Source organism: Chryseobacterium sp. CFS2, assembly GCF_036543225.1.
In the GTDB taxonomy this organism is placed as follows: Bacteria; Bacteroidota; Bacteroidia; order Flavobacteriales; family Weeksellaceae; genus Chryseobacterium; species Chryseobacterium culicis_A.
The window spans coordinates 721,788-741,405 of record NZ_JAZHQU010000001.1 but is presented as its reverse complement, the minus strand read 5'-3'; the positions used below and the strand labels follow the sequence as shown (position 1 = coordinate 741,405).

General features: G+C 37.1%; 15 protein-coding genes. 13 read left to right on the top strand and 2 right to left on the bottom strand.

The genetic code is table 11. The annotated features are described in order from the left end of the window. Positions 1-35: 35 nt before the first annotated feature. Both ODR02_RS03300 and ODR02_RS03295 read left to right on the top strand, forming a co-directional pair. A complete protein-coding gene (locus ODR02_RS03300) occupies positions 36-770 on the top strand; it encodes a LytR/AlgR family response regulator transcription factor (RefSeq protein ID WP_185126828.1) in 735 nt (244 codons plus the stop codon). A gap of 75 nt (positions 771-845) precedes the next feature. Further along, entirely contained in the window at positions 846-1,385 is a 540-nt protein-coding gene (locus ODR02_RS03295; protein ID WP_209785618.1) for a lipocalin family protein, read from the top strand. 64 nt (positions 1,386-1,449) lie between these two features. Here the strand turns inward: ODR02_RS03295 and ODR02_RS03290 are convergent, their stop codons facing one another. Beyond that, positions 1,450-1,923 (bottom strand): DUF7832 domain-containing protein, encoded by a 474-nt coding sequence (locus ODR02_RS03290; RefSeq protein ID WP_309511608.1) that lies wholly within the window; start codon positions 1,921-1,923, stop codon positions 1,450-1,452. A gap of 114 nt (positions 1,924-2,037) precedes the next feature. Here ODR02_RS03290 and ODR02_RS03285 point away from each other — a divergent pair, with 114 nt between their 5' ends. The 4 genes from ODR02_RS03285 to ODR02_RS03270 all read left to right on the top strand — a co-directional run bounded on the left by ODR02_RS03285 (position 2,038) and on the right by ODR02_RS03270 (position 11,533). Next, positions 2,038-3,288 (top strand): CinA family nicotinamide mononucleotide deamidase-related protein, encoded by a 1,251-nt coding sequence (locus ODR02_RS03285; protein WP_309511607.1) that lies wholly within the window; start codon positions 2,038-2,040, stop codon positions 3,286-3,288. An 88-nt stretch (positions 3,289-3,376) separates the two neighbouring features. Next, positions 3,377-6,775: a polysaccharide deacetylase family protein gene (locus tag ODR02_RS03280; RefSeq protein ID WP_309511606.1), complete on the top strand. Its 3,399-nt coding sequence runs from the start codon at positions 3,377-3,379 to the stop codon at positions 6,773-6,775. Between the two features lie 231 nt (positions 6,776-7,006). Beyond that, positions 7,007-9,064: a M13 family metallopeptidase gene (locus ODR02_RS03275; protein ID WP_408914912.1), complete on the top strand. Its 2,058-nt coding sequence runs from the start codon at positions 7,007-7,009 to the stop codon at positions 9,062-9,064. 372 nt (positions 9,065-9,436) lie between these two features. After that, complete coding sequence (locus ODR02_RS03270; protein ID WP_209785613.1) at positions 9,437-11,533, top strand: M13 family metallopeptidase; 2,097 nt, start codon at positions 9,437-9,439, stop codon at positions 11,531-11,533. 66 nt (positions 11,534-11,599) lie between these two features. On the opposite strand, the gene ODR02_RS03265 is transcribed toward ODR02_RS03270, so the two are convergent. Then, positions 11,600-12,646 (bottom strand): hypothetical protein, encoded by a 1,047-nt coding sequence (locus ODR02_RS03265; RefSeq protein ID WP_309511605.1) that lies wholly within the window; start codon positions 12,644-12,646, stop codon positions 11,600-11,602. Positions 12,647-12,999: 353 nt separating this feature from the next. Here ODR02_RS03265 and ODR02_RS03260 point away from each other — a divergent pair, with 353 nt between their 5' ends. The 7 genes from ODR02_RS03260 to ODR02_RS03230 all read left to right on the top strand — a co-directional run bounded on the left by ODR02_RS03260 (position 13,000) and on the right by ODR02_RS03230 (position 19,546). Beyond that, positions 13,000-13,446, top strand: a complete 447-nt coding sequence (locus tag ODR02_RS03260; protein WP_165791687.1) for a type VI secretion system contractile sheath small subunit — start codon at positions 13,000-13,002, stop codon at positions 13,444-13,446. 20 nt (positions 13,447-13,466) lie between these two features. Further along, entirely contained in the window at positions 13,467-14,828 is a 1,362-nt protein-coding gene (locus ODR02_RS03255) for a DUF5458 family protein (protein WP_105683879.1), read from the top strand. 78 nt (positions 14,829-14,906) lie between these two features. Further along, positions 14,907-15,368 carry a hypothetical protein gene (locus ODR02_RS03250; RefSeq protein WP_309511604.1) on the top strand — a complete coding sequence of 154 codons (462 nt, stop codon included), beginning with the start codon at positions 14,907-14,909 and terminating at the stop codon, positions 15,366-15,368. Between the two features lie 136 nt (positions 15,369-15,504). After that, positions 15,505-16,539, top strand: a complete 1,035-nt coding sequence (gene mutY / locus ODR02_RS03245; RefSeq protein ID WP_309511603.1) for an A/G-specific adenine glycosylase — start codon at positions 15,505-15,507, stop codon at positions 16,537-16,539. Positions 16,540-16,583: 44 nt separating this feature from the next. Then, positions 16,584-17,141: a gliding motility lipoprotein GldD gene (gldD, locus tag ODR02_RS03240; RefSeq protein WP_105683882.1), complete on the top strand. Its 558-nt coding sequence runs from the start codon at positions 16,584-16,586 to the stop codon at positions 17,139-17,141. Between the two features lie 27 nt (positions 17,142-17,168). Continuing rightward, on the top strand, positions 17,169-18,092 hold the full coding sequence (locus ODR02_RS03235; protein WP_105683883.1) for a PfkB family carbohydrate kinase: 924 nt from the start codon (positions 17,169-17,171) through the stop codon (positions 18,090-18,092). 86 nt (positions 18,093-18,178) lie between these two features. After that, on the top strand, positions 18,179-19,546 hold the full coding sequence (locus ODR02_RS03230) for a peptidylprolyl isomerase (protein ID WP_209785607.1): 1,368 nt from the start codon (positions 18,179-18,181) through the stop codon (positions 19,544-19,546). The last annotated feature ends 72 nt before the right edge of the window (positions 19,547-19,618 follow it).

Below are 19,618 nucleotides of genomic sequence, written 5' to 3'. Positions count from 1 at the left end.
AGCAACCTAGTAGCTGCCACCTAATATCTATTCAAATGAAAATAAAAGCTGTCATTGTAGATGATGAAATCATAGCAAGAGAAGTTCTGAGAAGTTATCTTACCAAATACTGCCCGCAGGTGGAAATTCTTGGTGAAGCGGAGAATATTAAAGAAGCCGTTCCTTTAATCACTGAGAAACAGCCTCAATTGGTCTTTCTGGACGTAGAAATGCCTTTTGGAAATGCTTTTGACGTTCTGGAGGCAACCAAAGATCTATCCTATGAAACCATTTTCATTACAGCATTTTCACAATATTCATTACAGGCATTAAATAAATCGGCAAGTTATTATATTTTAAAACCCATTGATATTCAGGAACTCATTCTGGCGGTCAATAAAGTGGTGGAAAGCCTTGAGAAAAAAGAAGAACTTAACAGAAACAAGATTCTCCTTGAAAATCTGAAATTAAAACCTGAAAAGCAGCAATTGATCCTGCCTACTCTACAAGGTTTTGATGTGGTAAAAACTGAAGATATTGTAAGGCTTCAGGCAGATGGAAACTTTACACAGGTTTATCTTACCGACGGTTCCAAAAAAATGGTGTGCCGTTTTCTGAAACATTTTGATGACCTTCTGGAAAATCCTTTTGTGAGGGTTCACCGTTCCCATATTATCAATACAGGTTTTGTGAAATCTTATCATAAAAGTGGAACCGTAATGTTGTCTGACGATACGGAAATTGAAGTCTCCGGAAGCTTTAAAGATAATTTTCTGAAAGTTTTTTCATAGAATTTATTGTTCCTTAACAGGTGTAAGGCATTATTTTTGACGTTTTCCTAAATAACCATACAAAATCTTACTGTCATGAAAACCATTCATAAAATTATCCTTCCCGTTTCGTTGGGAGCATTCGGGCTTATCATTTTCAATTCCTATTCAGTAAGAATTCCCAGAGGTGCCTTTGCCGTAAAGAATTTTGATCTTAAAAAATACCTTGGCAGATGGTATGAGATTGCCCGTTTTGATTACAGGTTCGAAAAAAATATGGATAATGTCACTGCAGAATATTCGTTGAATCCGGATGGTACTGTTCAGGTTAGAAATAAAGGGTACGATTACGGTAAAAAAGTATGGAATGAATCTATCGGGGAAGCTAAATTTGTAAAAGATCCCACAGAAGCCCGTCTGAAGGTTTCATTTTTTAAACCGATCTGGGCCGGTTATAACGTTATAGATATTGATGAAGACTATCAATATGCGCTGGTAGCTGGCAGCAGTTTAAAATATCTATGGATTCTTTCCCGTACAACCAATATTCCGGAAAGTATCCGTCAGCGTTTTCTTCAGAAAGCAAGAAAAATTGGTTATAATACCAATGAACTCATCTGGGTGAAACATAATTAATAATAAAAATACAAAAGGGCAAAATCATACAATTTTGCCCTTTCATACTTTTATCTTGTAGATATTAGCTTTTAATATACTCCTTCCATTCCTCAAAACGATGATCGATAACCTGCTTCATCAGATCATAGTTTTCGTAGGTATCCTCGATGTGATAGAATGTTTCGTATTCATAGTCACTTTCCTCTGCTTTGGCATCGAAAATGTTCACATAATCATCAGCAAATGAGCTGTATCTGTTTCCGAAGTCTGTATCGTCTGCATAATAATCTTTTGCAAAAAGATTTCCCAGTTCATTCAGATCATATTCAGAAAATTTTCCGTCACAGGAATCCATAATGAATTCCGCACCCGTAATTTCTCTTCGTTTTAATTTTTCAATTTCTTCTTCATGGTCTTCTTTCAGTTCATCAGAAATCATATTGTTGTGAATGCACCAGTTCAGGAACATTCCTGTGTGTGTTGCCCCGTTTTTCTGAGGAATTCCTTCCGGAAAATCACCGCCATAATGCCATGAAGCATCATCATATTTAGACATAATTTATATTGTAGTTTTAAATATTTTCATCAAAAATAGAAAAAATCAATTTATATTGCCGCAGCCACAGAATTTTCCGTCATTTGCAGAGAATTTTTTTCAACAAAAAAACATATGGAAAAAGCTGTTCTGATCACCATTGGTGACGAAATCCTTTCTGGAAATACGGTAGATACCAATTCTAACTTTATTGCTGCCGAACTTAAAAACATAGGAATAAAAGTTACTCAGATTCTTACCATCTCAGACGAAATTGAAACCATTAAAAATGCATTGAGTATTGCTTTTGAAACCGGTGATTTAGTTATTACAACTGGAGGGCTCGGGCCTACCAGAGATGATAAAACCAAAAAGGCGCTGGCAGAGTATTTTAACGATGAAATTGCTTTGGATGAGGTAACTTTCAATCATCTTAAAGGCTACATGGAAAGAAGAGGGCGGGCAGATATTCTGGAGAGAAACAGAGAACAGGCTTTTGTACCTACAAAATCTATTGTTTTTCAAAACCATTATGGAACTGCACCCTGTATGATGATGGAGCATAACGGAAAATTATGTTACAGCCTTCCGGGTGTTCCTTACGAAGTAAAACCGCTTATTAAAGATCAGATTATTCCTTATTTGCAGCAAAGATTCAGCCTTCATTACATTCATACCAGAATTGTTTCTGTAGTGGGAATTCCTGAGAGTATTCTTGCAGACAAGATCGAAGACTGGGAACTGGCACTTCCGGAAAATATTGCACTGTCTTATCTTCCGGTTGGAACACGGGTGAAGCTTCGTCTGACGGCTTCCGGTGAGAATGAAGAACAGCTGAAGCAGAGAACGGAAAAAGAAATTCAAAAATTGCTGCCTTTGGTAGAAGGTCATGTCATTGCAGTATCTGAAGATAAAATCGAGAATATTCTGGCAGAAATGCTTACTGAAAGGAATCTGACGATTTCTACTGCAGAAAGCTGTACAGGAGGTGAACTGGCAAAAATGATCACTTCAGTTTCCGGCAGCTCAAAATACTTCCTTGGTGGAATGGTGGCTTATGCTACAGAGAAAAAGATTAAAATTTTAAATGTTTCCAGAGACACCGTAGATCAGTTTACGGTAGTGAGCGAACAGGTGGCACAGGAAATGGCAAAAGGATGCCAGCAATTGTTTGAAACCCATATTTCCCTTTCTACCACTGGAGTCGCAGGGCCAGGAAAAGGAGAAGATGGTAAAGATATAGGAACTGTTTTTTATACCATCAGGATCAATGATCAGGAGGTGACCTCCAAATTATACATGCCACATCTGGAAAGAGTAGATTTTATGGATTTTGTTTCCCAAAAGGTGATTCAGGATTTGATAAGTCTTCTTATAAACAGTTAAATATGAGTCTGTTTTTTTAATTTTTTTTTAATTAATTTTTATACAGTTTTTCACACTTTTTGAAAGCCATTCAATAAATTTCAAAATCGTGGAAAATTCCAAACAGATTTTTCAGACCAACAGCAAGAAACGCTGGAAAAGTGTACAATGGGGGAGCCGTGTTTTTATCTTTATAGGAATACTGCTTCTGCTTGCGTTGGGTCTGATGATGACCCTGGACAGAAGTCCTAAAATCCCTTTTAAAGAAGACTATAAAGCTGTCATTACAGCCAATAAACCCTATCTTCAGGAGAATAAAATATCCAAAGAGTATAAAGGTTTCAGAAGCTTTATTTCTGAAAAAACAATCCATACCAACCTCGACAAAATTCAGAAAGCGAGAGCAGAAAGATATAAAAATCAGAACAGAAACTGGGCTCAGTTTCCAGGTGGAATCCGGTCTGCATTCTATGTCGCATGGGATCCTCAGTCTCTGATGTCTCTGAAACGAAATATCAGACACGTCAATCTGGTTTTTCCGGAATGGTTTTTCCTTGATCCTAAAACAGGAGACCTGAAAACAAATGTAGATCCGGAAGGCTATAAAGTGATTAAAAGAACGGGAGTTGCAGCAATGCCGATGCTGAGCAATAATTCCAATCAGGAATTCCATTCAGAAGGACTGGTAAAAGTTCTTAATGATCCGCAAAAAAGAACGCATCTGATTCAAAAGATTACTCAGCAATGTAAAAAATATAACTTCAAAGGAATTAATATTGACTTTGAGGATATGAACCTGAACTCTGATGAAAATCTGATTGCCTTTATGAAAGAACTGTCAGAGACCTTCAAAAAAAATCAGTTATTGGTTACCATGGATATCATGACGGATAATGATGATTATAACATCCCAAGATTAGATCCTTACGTAGATTACTTTGTACTGATGGCTTACGATGAATATTCTGCAGGAAGTAATGCAGGTCCGGTTTCTTCACAAAAATGGATCGAAGAACAGACAGGAAAAATTGTGAAGCAGACCTCTCCTCAGAAAATCATTTTGGGATTAGGAGCGTATGGCTATGACTGGAGTTCCAATAAAGATGACAATACCTCCGTTACCTACATGCAGGCCATTACCAAAGCCAGCGCCAGTAAAGCGGTAATTGATTTTAATGACAATACTTTTAATTTAAATTATTCTTACACAGATTCTAAAAATCTCACCCATACCGTATTTTTCAATGATGCAGCCTCCATTTTTAATACAATGCGTTTCTCCTCAGAATATCCATTGGCAGGAACGGCACTTTGGAGACTGGGAAGTGAAGACAGCAGAGTATGGAATTTTTATGATAAAGATCTTACGTTTGCAGGACTTTCCAAACTGAATTTGAAAACACTGGAAAATGTAAAAGGGCAGACCATGGTGGATTACATCGGAGACGGAGAAGTGCTGGATGTTCTGAATACTCCTCATGACGGAAAAATCGCGCTGGAAATTGATCCGAAAGAGAAAATTATCACAGACGAAAATTATATCACGTATCCAAGCTCTTACGAAGTGAAAAAATATGGAAGTGCTCCTCAGAAAGAATTGGTGCTTACTTTTGATGACGGTCCGGATGAAACATATACTCCGCAGATATTAGATGTACTGTCCAAATATCATGTTCCGGCAGCATTCTTTTTAGTAGGATTAAATGCCGAAAAGAACCTTCCGCTTGTTAAAAGAATTTATCGCGAAGGACATGAAATTGGAAATCATACATTCACTCACGAAAATGTTGCGAAAGTAAGTCCGGAAAGAGCTTTACTGGAACTGAAACTAACAAGATTACTGATAGAATGCGTGACAGGGCACAGTACAATTCTGTTCAGAGCTCCCTATAACGCAGACTCTGAGCCTACCACTTCAGAAGAGATTATTCCGGTGGCTTTGGCAAGACAGCAAAACTATCTTGATATCGGTGAAAATATTGATCCTGAAGACTGGCAGCCCGGAATAAAAGCAGATGAAATTGTAAAACGTGTAATGGCAGGAGTCAAACATGAGAGAGGAAATATCATTCTTCTTCATGATGCGGGCGGCGATACGAGAGCAGAAACGGTGAAAGCTTTGAAAATTTTAATCCCAACACTTCAGAAACAAGGTTATCATTTTACCAACCTGACAAATATCTTGCATAAAAGCAGAAGCGAACTGATGCCGGCAGTTCCTAAAACAAAGTCATATTACATCATGCAGCTGAACCTTGTGTTAGCGACCGTTATTTACGGAATAAGCCATTTTCTGGTGGCATTATTTACCATTTTCATTGTATTAGGTTTGATCAGACTATTGCTGATGGCCTATTGGGCTTTTAAAGAAAGAAGAAAAGAAAAAAAGCTGGGCGGATTTCCGGTTCTGGAATCCTATCCGAAAGTCTCCATTATTGTGCCTGCCTATAATGAAGAAGTAAATATTGTTTCTTCCCTTCAGAATTTGTTGAAACAGACTTATCCGAATTTTAATATCATCATGGTAGATGACGGAAGCAAAGATTCTACGTATGAAAAAGCAGTAGAAGCATTCCCGAATCATCCGGACCTGAAAATTTTCACTAAAAGTAATGGCGGAAAAGCAACTGCTTTAAACTTTGGAATTTCAGAAACTGATGCAGAGTATGTAGTGTGTATTGATGCCGATACCAAACTTCAGCAGGATGCTGTAAAATATATGATTGCCAGATTTTTGAATTCAAATCCTGAAGAGAAAATAGCTGCTGTTGCTGGAAATGTGAAAGTAGGAAATAGAGTAAACTGGCTTACCAAATGGCAGGCGATAGAATATACAACAAGTCAGAATTTCGACAGGCTTGCGTATGCTCATATCAATGCTATTACCGTAATTCCAGGGGCTATCGGAGCCTTTAAAAGATCAGTGATTATTGAAGCAGGAGGCTATTCATCTGATACTTTAGCGGAAGACTGTGATATTACTGTGAAAATTTTAAAAGCGGGATACACGGTGGCCAATGAAAACAGAGCCATTGCAGTTACTGAAGCTCCTGAAACCGTAAAGCAGTTTTTAAAACAACGTTTTCGCTGGACTTATGGAATTATGCAGATGTTCTGGAAACAGAGACAGACTTTCCTTAACCCCAAATATAAAGGATTGGGACTTTGGGCAATGCCGAATATTTTATTATTCCAATACATTATTCCGTTTTTCTCGCCAATGGCAGACGTGATCATGTTCTTTGGAATGCTGTCCGGCAACGGAGACAAAATATTTACCTATTATCTGATCTTTCTTTTAGTGGATGCCTCATTAGCCTTAGTGGCATTCATTATGCAGCGGGAAAAACTGATTAACCTCCTATATATTATTCCGCAGAGATTCGGGTATAGATGGCTGATGTATATTGTATTATTTAAAAGTTTAAGAAAAGCACTGAAAGGCGAAATGCAGTCCTGGGGATTTCTGAAAAGAACCGGGAATGTGAAAGAGATAGCAACTTCTTAAAAAGTTGGGAAACTTCTGCCTTCTATTGTCTGATTTTTCCAGTAAAAGTAAAGGTTGGATCAAAAAAAATGTGATCATGTAGCTGGAGGTTGTTTTATGACTTTCATAATCTCCAGCTTCCTGCTCCCAACTTCCCACTTAAGAGATTTTCATGTTATTTATTTAAATTTGTTTTATTGAAAAGTAACAAATTCGAAATAAATCATACATATTCTAAAAATTGTTATCATAATGAAAAAAATAACGCTTTCTTTGTTTTTAATAGCAGGGATCTGCACTCAGACTACGATGAGCGCACAAGCTAAAGCTGCTAAAGTAGCAGTGAATAACACAGATAAAGGTTTAGACCTTAGCTTGATGGACACTTCGGTGCGTCCTCAGGATGATTTTTACAACTATGTGAGTGGAACCTGGATGAAAACAGCCAAAATTCCATCTGATAAACCAACTTGGGGAAGCTTCAATAAACTGGCTGAGGATACGGATAACAATTCCATGACGATCCTGAACTCTCTTTTGAAAGATAAATTTGCTGACGGAAGTGAAGGGAAAAAGATCCAGGATTTGTATGCTACTTATATGAATATGGAGAAGAGAAATGCTGACGGAATTAAGCCTATTCAGAATAATCTGAATAAAATTGATGCGATTAAAAGCATGGCTGACCTTCAGAATTATCTGATTTCTGTAACGAAAGAAGGAGAAAACACTTTATACGGATGGGGAATTGATGCAGACCTTAAAGATTCTAAAATGAACGCTGTTTATTTAGGAAACGCTTCTTTAGGTTTAGGAAGAGATTACTACCAGAAAGTAAACGAGAAAAATACAGAAGCTATTGCTGAATACCAGAAGTATGTAGCTTCCATGTTAAAAGAATTAGGATATAAAAATGCTGATGAAGCAGCAAAAGGTATCGTTAATTTTGAAAAAAGCATCGCGAATACTTATCTGACAAACGAGCAGAGCCGTGACAACACTCTTCAGTACAACCCTAAAACAATGGCTGAGCTTTCTACTTTGGTAAAAGGAGTAGATATCCCTGGCTACCTTAAAAAAGTAGGAGTAAATTCTGACAAAGTAATCATCAGTGAATTAGGATACTATAAAGACTTTGATAAACTAATCAATGCTCAGAATCTTTCTGTGATCAAAGATTATCTTAAATTCCATATGATCCACGGAAGTGCTTCTTATTTAAGTGAAAACTTAGGAAACATGAAATTTGCTTTCTATGGTAAATATCTTAGAGGTCAACAAGAACAAAGAGCTCTTAACAAAAGAGGTTTTGAGTTGATTAATGGTACTTTAGGAGAAGCTTTTGGAAAATTATATGTTGAAAAATATTTCCCTGCTGAAGCAAAAGCTCAGATGGTAGAATTGATCGATTATTTAAAGAAAAGTTTCGCAGTTCATATCAATAATTTAGCTTGGATGTCTTCTACAACTAAGGAAAAAGCAATGGAGAAGCTGAACAAGTTTACGGTAAAAGTTGCTTATCCGGACAAATGGAAAGACTATTCAAAATTAAATATCATTTCTGAAGCTAAAGGAGGAAATCTATATCAGAATCTTCAGAACATCGGTGAATGGCAGTACAACAAAGACTTAGCTAAAATTGGTAAGCCGGTTGATAAAACAGAATGGGGAATGACTCCGCAGACTGTAAATGCCTATTACAATCCTGTAAACAATGAGATTGTATTCCCAGCTGCAATCCTTCAGCCGCCATTCTTTAACCCTAAAGCTGATGCTGCTGTAAACTTCGGAGGTATCGGTGCCGTTATCGGTCACGAAATGAGCCACGGATTTGATGATTCAGGAGCACAGTTCGATGCAGACGGTAACTTGGTAGACTGGTGGACTCCGGCAGATAAAGCGAACTTCGAAAAAGCAACAAAAGCTCTTGCTTCTCAGTATGACAAGTACGAGCCGGTAAAAGGAACTTTTGTAAACGGTACTTTCACAAATGGAGAAAATATCGCTGACTTAGGAGGGGTAAACATCGCTTATGACGCTCTTCAGATGTATCTGAAAGACAAAGGAAACCCAGGAAAAATCAGTGGATTCTCTCAGGATCAGAGATTCTTCCTAAGCTGGGCAACGGTTTGGAGAACATTATCAAGTGAGAAATATATGGTAAATCAGGTGAAAACTGATCCGCACTCTCCGGGATATTTCAGAAGTTTCGGTCCGCTAATTAACGTTGATGCATTCTACAAAGCATTCGATGTGAAAAAAGGAGACAAACTATACAAAACGCCGGAAGAAAGAATCAAAATCTGGTAAAAATAACAACCGCTCAGCAATGGGCGGTTATTTTTTTAGGTGGCAGGTGGTAGATAATAGGTAGCAGGTGAATAGGATTAGGGATTAGGGATTAGGGAATCGGATGATATATATTTGTCGTAGTGACTTCCATCATTCCCATCCTTTGGAGGGGTGTCAAAAATTCAAAGAATTTTTGACGGGGTGGTCTACAACAATCTCACTTTCCACCCACATTCCAAAAGACACCCAAAAACCTCAAACATTAAACATTAAACATTAAACATTAAACCTTGAATTTTCAATTTTAACCCATATCTCAATTATCATTCATAACATATCATTAAAGTTTGTATATTTGATAAGTTTGTGTAAAATCAAAAATTATTTTTAATGAAAAAGCTAAATATTGGAATACTTGCCCTTTCAGGTATTGTATTTCTTAATTCGTGTGGTGCAGCCAAGACTGCAGGGACGGAGAACAAAAAAGAAGCTACTGCTGTAGTGGCTGAACCGGTAAAAGAAGAAGCTAAAGAGGAGGGAATTAATTTATCGTATATGGATACAAGTGTCCGCCCACAGGATGACTTTTTTAGCTATGTGAACGGAAATTGGGTGAAAACGACTCAGATTCCTTCCGATAAAGCAAACTGGGGTTCTTTCAATGCTTTGAGAGAAAATGTGGATGATGCTTCACTAGATATATTAAACAAAATTCTTACAGAATCATATCCTGCAGGTTCAGAAGGACAGAAGATTCAGAATCTGTATGCTTCTTTTATGGATACCAGTAAGAGAAATGCAGAAGGTCTCGCACCGATTAAAGCTGATCTTGCCAAAGTAGATGCTATTAAAAGTCTTAATGACCTTCAGAAATACCTTTTGGAAGCTACAAGATTAGGAGACAACTCTTTCTACGGATGGAGAGTGGGCGCTGATATGAAGAATTCCAATATGAATGCAGTATATCTTGGCGGTCCGGATCTGGGATTGGGAAGAGATTACTACCAGAAAGTAAATGAAGCCAATACGAAAACATTGGCGGAATACCAGGCATATGTAGGAAAGCTATTTGGAGTTTTAGGATATAAAAACTCTCCACAGGCTGCACAGAATGTGGTAGACTTTGAAAAACAGCTAGCCAATTATTTATTGACTCTTGAGCAAAACAGAGATGCTAATTTAAGATACAACCCTAAAAATGTATCAGAATTATCCGGTCTTGTTAAAAATGTAGATCTTGCAAAATACCTGAAAGATGCAGGCGTAAATACAGACAGAGTGATCATCGGAGAACTGAAATATTACCAGAATATGGATCAGTTCATTACCCAGAAAAACCTTCCTTTACTGAAAGATTATCTGAAATATCACATCATCAATGGCAATGCAAGTAATCTGGATGATAGCCTTGAGCAGATCAGATTCGATTTCTATGCTAAATATCTACAGGGGCAGAAAGAGCAGCGTCCAATGAACAAAAGAGGGCTTACCCTTGTCAATGGTGTTCTTGGAGAAGCATTCGGAAAACTGTATGTAGACAAATACTTCACTCCTGAAGCTAAAAAGCAGATGGAAACCTATATTGATTACCTTTTAAAATCATTCAAAACACACATCGCGAATATAGACTGGATGTCTCCTGAGACCAAAGTAAAAGCTCAGGAAAAACTATCCAAGTTTACAGTGAAAATTGCGTACCCGGATAAATGGAAAGATTATACTCAACTGAAAGTAGAATCTCCAAAACAGGGAGCAACACTGTATTCTAACCTTCAGAATGTAGCAGCATGGCAGTATCAGAGAAGTCTGGATAAAGTAGGAAAGCCTGTTGATAAAACAGAATGGGGAATGTCTCCTCAAACTGTAAATGCTTATTACAGCGGATCAAACAACGAAATTGTATTCCCTGCAGCCATTCTTCAGCCACCTTTCTATAATCCTTTAGCGGATGCAGCGGTGAACTTCGGAGGGATCGGAGCTGTTATCGGTCACGAAATTTCTCACGGATTTGATGACAGTGGTTCACGTTTCGATGGTGATGGTAACCTTAATAACTGGTGGACAGATGCTGACCGTAAAAACTTTGATGCGAAAGTAGGTCAGTTAGCCGCTCAGTACAGTGCTTACGAACCAGTAAAAGGAAGCTTCGTGAACGGTAAGTTTACAAGTGGTGAAAACATCGGTGACTTAGGTGGAGTAGCGGTGGCTTACGATGCGCTGCAGATGTATTTAAAAGATAAAGGAAATCCAGGAAAAATCAGCGGGTTCACTCAGGATCAGAGATTCTTTATGAGCTGGGCAACCGTGTGGAGAACAAAAGCTACTGATCAGTATATGATCAATCAGGTGAAAACAGATCCGCACTCTCCGGGCATGTTCAGAGCCTTTGGACCACTGGTAAATCAGGACTCATTCATCAAAGCATTTGATATCAAACCTGGAGACAAAATGTATAAAGCTCCTCAGGACAGAATAAAAATCTGGTAATTTTACCTTATAAATTGTTAGAAAAGAAAGAATCCGTCTCCCATTAAGTTGAGGCGGATTCTCTTTTTAATATTCTTTCTTATAATTCCGGAGAACAAACTTTATTCCGGTTTCTATAATGTCTCCCATCGTTTTACAATACTTGAAGTTGACATCGTAGGTGAGCTTTTGTAATGCTGTCCTTAATTCTGTGACATTGGCTTCCGGTGCGATATTATCTTTTTTCATAATAGAAATAAGTTCATCAAATCTGTTTTGGCTGCTGGTCACTCTTTTTACGATTTGTGATCGTACCTCCTTACGGTATTGTTCTATAGAGCTGGGCTTCAGTTTTTCCAGTACCATATTGACCATTGGGCTGTTTTCTTTGAAATACTGCGGAAGATAAACTTTTAAATTCCCTTCGTAAGTTTGCTGATCAAAATCAATGGGGCGAATTCTGTAAATAACCTGGTCGAAATCATGTATAGGAATGACGACGTAATTATAAGAACGCATATCCCCAAGCAACCCGATGAGACATCGCTCATTGAATTTTACAAACTCTTTGGAAATCTGGGCCTTTTCAAGTTCTGAACAGTTAGGAAGATGCTTCTGAATAAAAACATCTCCCGGAATTCCTAAAATATGCTCTTCAATCAAAGTATTTTTGTATACCAGAAAATTAATTCGGTTGGGAGAAAGCAGATCCTCAAGCTCCAGTCCGAATATTCGTGAAGCATCAGCCTGTTTAATATAAAAATACGTATAATTATCATTCAGTACATTTCTCACCCGAATCCGGAAAGGTTTAGAATTTCCGAAAGTACAAAAGTCGATGGTATCTACTTTCAGATAAGGTAAAGTAGCGATATCTCCATCAGAATGAAGGAGGGTATAAATCTTATTTAAATTAGCCTCTATTTCTTTAAACTCATATTCAGAATACAAAACCCCAAGCCACAAAGTATCTTTGCCGTCCTTATCCAGAATACTCACGCTGTCGCTAAACCTTAGAAGATCTTCATACAGAAACCTGATTTTGGTGGTTCTGTTATATTTTTCCAAATACTGCTGTAATGCTTCTGAAACTGGAAATATCGGTTTTCTGAACGCTATTTTTACATCTTTCATGACACGGTTCACTTTGTTTAAATATAAAGAATATTTTTTGTAAAGTATTAAGAATTCTTATTTTAACATTCATCAGGCATGTTTATAAAAGAGCAAAGCGAACAAAAATTTTATTTTATTTTTCTTGGAAGACTTTATTTATTTTTTCATAGCTTAGTGATATCGTAATGCGGTGATTGTATGTTAAATGAATATAAATAGATTTAGATGATTCAAGAAAAATCTTAGTAAAATTTTGTATGTTACAGTTTTTTTTTAAATTTAAACATTGGATTGGTAATTTATTTGATTCATCGGTAAATTACTCAAAGACAGATCCAAACCAAAATAGTAAATCTCAAAATAACAATAATATGGCAATGTTTAATTATGGTGTTGGCGGAAACGAGGTAAAAGTAGACGCTAATGAAGCTATTCAGGAAATACAGGAAAATAAATCACTGATAGTAAGCCAACTTACAACAGACGAGTCTTATACCCCTGAAATCGTAACAGGATTAAAAACAGTGGAAGACGTTTTCAAACATTTTCAGCCTTCAGTATCTGTACAACACGAAACAGAAGACGGCGGAATGGTAGAAGAGGAATTCCGTTTTCAAAACCTTGGAGACTTTACCCCTAAAAGCCTTACTCAGAAGTCAGATTATCTGCAGCAGCTGAGCATGGAACAGGAGCAGTACAATAAAATAGTACGTCAGCTGAAAACCAATAAAATTCTACGCAACATGCTGGAGAACGATCAGACAAGAACTGCGTTCATAGAAGTATTGAAAGAAGTGGCACAAGAACTTGAAAAATAATTAAAGACTAACATTAAATCATGGATAGCAAATTACAGGCACAAGAAAGCCAGCAGCAGGGGCAGCAGCAACACGCAGGGCAGCCGAAGGGCAACCCGCTTGCAGAGCTCAATAAAATGGGAGGATTTGGCTTTGTTGAATCCGTTGTAGACGGTATTGCCAATATGAACCCAACAAGAAAGGCAAGAAAAGAAATCTTCCTGAATGACAGCAATAAAGCAGACGAAAGAAAAGAACTTCTTCAGAAGATCAATCTTTGGGTAAACCTTTTAGAAGGGAGTGAATCTGCGGATAAAATGGCCGATACCTGCAAAACTAAAGCACAGCAGGCCGATCAAAACCTGAAAACAAACTTAAAAAATACACTGGATGCCGTTCGTCTGTTGGAAACCAACTACAGAACAGTAGCTCAATTCTACAAAAATACAGAATTGGATAAAGTGGATAACGTAAGTATCGTAAATGCAAGCCTTGAACAGGTTTCCGATTTGGATAACCCTTTGTTCATTGATGCAATCTCAGAAGAATTCAAAAACTATTACGACCGTCTTGACCTTAGAGATAACTACTCAATCCTTGCCATTCCAGGATATTTAGGATCTAACAAGGTGATCGAGAAATGGGCAAAAATCTGTAACGAAAACAAAGTTATGATGGTTACAGACTTCGCCAACCTTGATAAACCGGATGACGTTGTAGATTTATTCCACTCTGCAAACCTTACAGGAGGTGAGCTTCACAGAAGTAACGTTATTATGACGTGTAACTGGCTGGTAGGACGTGGGAAAGCTGAAGAAGTAGGGGAAGAAGAAAATGTAGAACTTCCACCTTCCACTTCATTAGCCGGAAAAATCCACAAAACACTGATGTCTCAGGTGGCAGCAGGTAAAAAACATGGTAATATCAACGAAGTAGACGCAGTAAAATTCGAATTGAAGAAAAGTGAAATTTCTCAGTTGGAAAAAATGGGTCTTGTACCTATGGTAAACGAGTACGGAAAAATTATGGCTTTCTCAGCGAAGACCTTATTTACAGGAGACAATATCGGTCTTCAGACGTATTCCGTAGTTCGTGTATTCGACTATGTAACCAAAGTATTGCTTGACTTCCTGAACAGAAGAGCTTTCGAAAACTGGAATGCTAAAAACGAGGACGATTTGAGAAGACAGATTGTGACGTTCCTGGATAACATCAAAGGACCGGACAAATTGATCGAGAAATTCAAAATTGTTCGTTTTGAGCAGGATAGAGTAAACAAAGACAGAGTGTGGCTGGATATCCGTATGACCCCTTATTTCCCTACAAAAAGTTTCGTTATTAAATTGGACGGACACAAAGGAGATGACGGTAACGAATGGGATGCAGAATATACTCAGGAGTAACATAAACATACTTTATATAACAAAAACCGATGCAATATTACATCGGTTTTTTTTCAACCAACACCTATGAAATTTAATATGAATAAGAAGCTTATTCTGGGGTTACCTTCGATAATGATGGTACTTTTGATAAGCTGTGAGAAAAAATACCAAAGTCCAGGCACTTACGAAAATGATCTTTTCGCACAGGAACGTCAGGAAGGAAAAGCATACATCATGAATAGAGATGAATGTTTTGATGGCAGTGAACTCGTCCTTGCAAGTTCAGAGGTAAAATTAGCAGACAGTTCCAAAGGCCGCGGAAAATCATTCTTTCTTTATAAAGTAAAATCAGGAAAAGTATTGAAAACGGTAAGAGATTCTGCTGTAGAAATGCCTATGATGTTTTTATCCCAATATAAATTAAAGATCAAAAATACCGATTCCATGTATGTTTATCTGAAAAAACTGGAAGGGTATCGTTTCATTGCTAAAGACAGAAACCTTAAGTATCAATGGTTAAAAGCTGCGCCTGTATATTCTGTTAAAGATGGTAAATAAGTTTTATCTTTGCAAAATATAAGATGCTTCAACTTAGCTCAGCATGACATTGTCAATACTAAGTGTTTTCAAACATAAAACAAATGTCATTGGGTTTTTAAAAGCAAAGTATCTTTAAAAAGCAAAACAAAAATTTTTGGAGAAGGATAACCGAAATTCAGATTTTCTGCATATTGGCAGCAAAATCCTTGAATGGTATAAAAATAATGCAAGAGATCTGCCTTTCAGACAGACAAAAGATCCGTACAAAATCTGGATCTGTGAAATCGTATTTCAGCAGACAAGGATCAATCAGGGATTAAACCATTACAATAATTTTATTAAAAGATTTCCTAATGTAAAAACGTTGGCTGAAGCTGAAGAAAATGAAGTTTTATTGTATTGGAAAGGATTGGGTTATTATTCAAGAGCCATCAATATTCATAAAGCTGCCCAACAGATCATGAATGATTATCAGGGCGTTTTTCCGAATCAGTATGAAGAAATTTTAAAATTAAAAGGAGTAGGGAAGTACACTGCAGCAGCCGTGTCAAGTATATGCTTCGGAGGGAAAATGCCTGCAGTTGATGGGAATTTCTACCGTGTTCTGAGCCGTCTTTTTGCTGATGATTTTGATATTTCAAATTCAAGGGCATTCACGTATTTCTCTGAACTGGCAGCTTTGGTAATGCCGGAAAATGTGAGCGATTTTAATCAAGCCATGATGGATATAGGGTCAGAAATCTGTAAACCCAAAAATCCGATTTGCGGAGAATGTCCTGTGAATGAAGACTGTCTCGCATTTTCTATGCAAAAAATCTCAGATTATCCCGTGAAAACTAAAAAAGTAAAGGCAGAAGATCTTGCTTTAACCTATTATTTTGTGCATAGAAACGGAAAGTTCCTGATCCGTCAGAGAACAGATGACTTCATATGGAAGAAATTGTTTGAGTTTCCAGTTGCCATTTCTACAGATATGGAGCGATTCATTACAGGCTCAAAAATAGTCACCCATAAACTGACTCATAAGAATTTAACTATTGAAATATTGAATGTTGAAATCACTTCTGAGAAGATCTGGAACGATTTTATTACTGAAAACCAGTACCTGATTACCGACGTTGAAGGTTCTCATGAAAAATCCTTTCCGAAGCCTCTGGAAAATTACATTCAAAACTCTCTGAAAGACTGAAATTTGTCTTCCGAAATCTGAAATCTAATTTGTACTTTTGCAAAATGATTAAAAAAGTCATTTTTATTTTTGTATCGCTGCTTTTAATTTCATGTGGAAAAGACGCTTCACCAAAACCTTATGGGGAACTGCGTCTTGAATATCCTGCACCGAAATACCAAAAGTTTGAAAACAATTGTGCCTATACCTTTGAATATTCTGATTTTGCTTCGATTGCACCTGCTAAGAAACCTTGCTGGTTCTATGTGAATTATCCGAAAATGAAGGCTAAGCTTTTTGTTACCTATTACCCGATACAGAACGACTTTGCAGACCATATCAAGGAAGCTGAGAAAATGGTGTATGAACATACCATTAAAGCAAGTTCCATTGATACAAAATCCTTTGAATATCCTGAAAAGAAAGTATATGGAAACTTCTATGAGCTGAAAGGCCAGAGTGCTTCCAATCTTCAGTTTTACATTACAGACAGTACGAAGCACTTCGTTACTGCTTACTTATATTTTAATACGAGACCGAAACCGGATTCTCTTGCGCCTGCAGTGAACTATATCAAAAATGATATGAAACACCTGCTGGACACTTTTGAATGGAAAAAATAATTACTTTTAATATACATTGAAAAATATATGAAACTTTTAGTTGTAGGAAGTGTTGCATTTGATGCAATTGAAACACCATTTGGTAAAACGGACAAAATTTTAGGAGGTGCAGCCACTTATATCGGGATCACTTCATCAATTTTAGGCGTTAAATCCGGAATTGTTTCTGTAGTAGGAGGAGACTTTCCACAAGAACATCTTGATATGTTCACAAACAGAGAGGTAAACATCGAAGGAATTGAAATCGTAAAAGAAGGAAAAACATTTTTCTGGTCTGGAAAATACCACAATGATCTGAATACAAGAGATACTTTGGCTACAGAAGTAAATGTACTTGAGAATTTCGATCCGAAAATCCCGGATTCAATGCAGGATGCCGAAATCTTATTACTTGGAAACCTACACCCTGGAGTGCAGCTGTCTGTACTTGAAAAAATGAACAACCGTCCTAAGCTGGTTATCCTTGATACCATGAACTTCTGGATGGATTCTGCATGGGATATCTTAATGGATATGATTGCAAAAACAGACGTTATTACCATCAATGATGAAGAAGCAAGACAGCTTTCAGGAGAATATTCTTTGGTAAAAGCGGCTAAAAAAATTCACACAATGGGTCCTGAGTATGTAATTATCAAAAAAGGAGAACACGGAGCTTTGCTTTTCCATGACAATAAAGTATTTGCTATCCCGGCTCTTCCGTTAGAAGATGTTTTCGATCCAACAGGAGCAGGAGATACTTTTGCCGGAGGATTTGCTGCTTATCTTGCTAAAAAAGAAAAAATTGATTTCGAAACGATGAAATCTGCACTTATTGTAGGATCTGCAATGGCTTCTTTCACTGTAGAGAAGTTCGGAACTGAAAGAATAGAGGAAGTAAGCGAAGCAGATATGTTCAGCAGATTGAGACAATTCAAAGAATTAACGACATTTGATGTTGAACTGCAGTAAATAAGTCTTTTTAAGAAATATTTATAATAAAAAATTGAGTGTAATTCGTTAAGAATTCTAAATTTGCAACTTGTTAAAATAGTAAAATGACAAATAAACTAAAAATCACTTTTCTTCTTGGGATTTTCATCATGATATTCTCTTCAAATATGATGAATGCCCAGCTAAAACAAGGAGATTTGGTGGATGGTATTGCAGCTGTTATCGGGGATGAGATTGTTTTGGAATCTGATGTAAACGAGCAGATGAATTATGGGAAACAACAGGGAGCTGCGAATACAGACAAATGTGAGTTCCTGGAAAACCTTATCAGCAACAAGCTTCTTGTATACGAAGCAAAAAAAGATACCTTAATTGAAAACCGTTCTGCAGCCATTAAGGAACAGGCTAACGCAAAATACCGTCAGTTGCTTTCTCAATTTCCGGATGAAAAAACATTGCTTGCCGCTTATAAGTTCAGAAACTCTTATGAGATGAAAAATGCTATCGAAAAGATAGACACAGACCAGTACTACGGACAGGCAAAATACCAGAGAATTACTGATAAAGCTGACGTTACTCCAAATGAGGTTACTGATTTCTACAATATGTATAAAACACAGTTGCCACAAGTAAAAGATGAGGTTACTTTAGCTCAGATTATGATCTATCCGGCACTTACGGAAGCTCACAAGCAAGATCTTATCAACAGATTGAAAAAGATCAAGCAGGATATTATTGGAGGAGAAACCTTCGAGAGCCAGGCAAGAATCTATTCTGAAGATGAAGGATCAGCTGCTAATGGAGGATTGTATAAAAATATCAATAAAGGGCAGATGGTTAAGCCATTCGAAGCTGCTGCATTGAACCTTCAGGAAAATGAAATCTCAGATCCTATCGAATCTGAATTTGGTTTCCATATTATTCAGTTATTAAAAAGATCAGGTAAAGTATATGATGCAAGACACATCTTGTTAAAAGCTACACCTACTGATGAGGAAATTAAAACAGCAAAAGCAAAACTAGACAGTATTAGAGGTCTTATTTTGAATGGCAAAATGACATTTAAAGACGCTGCTTTTAAATTCTCAGAAGATAAAAGAACAAAATTCAACGCTGGAATAGTTCCTGGAGCTGATGGTTCTGATAAAATCGAAAGAGAAAGTATTCCTGGAACAATCAGCTATGAATTGGCAGGATTGAACAAGGGAGACATCACTACTGCTTTTGAAGATGAAGAAAACAAGAGAAAGCAAATCAAGATTATTAAAATTGAAGATGTGATTCCTTCTCACCAGATTACACTGGAAACAGATTTCAGCAGAATCAAGCAGATGGCGCTGAATAAAAAGAAAAGTGAAATGGTTGAAAAGTTTGTCAACTCTAAGTTACCGACAACTTTTATCTCCATTGACGGACGTTACGACAGCTGTAGCTTTAAGTCGAACTGGAAGAAACAATCCTTGACAAAATAAAATCAAAACCTTCAGAATTTCTGAAGGTTTTTTTATGATAAAGCTTTAAAACATGAATGGGAATGATAGAAA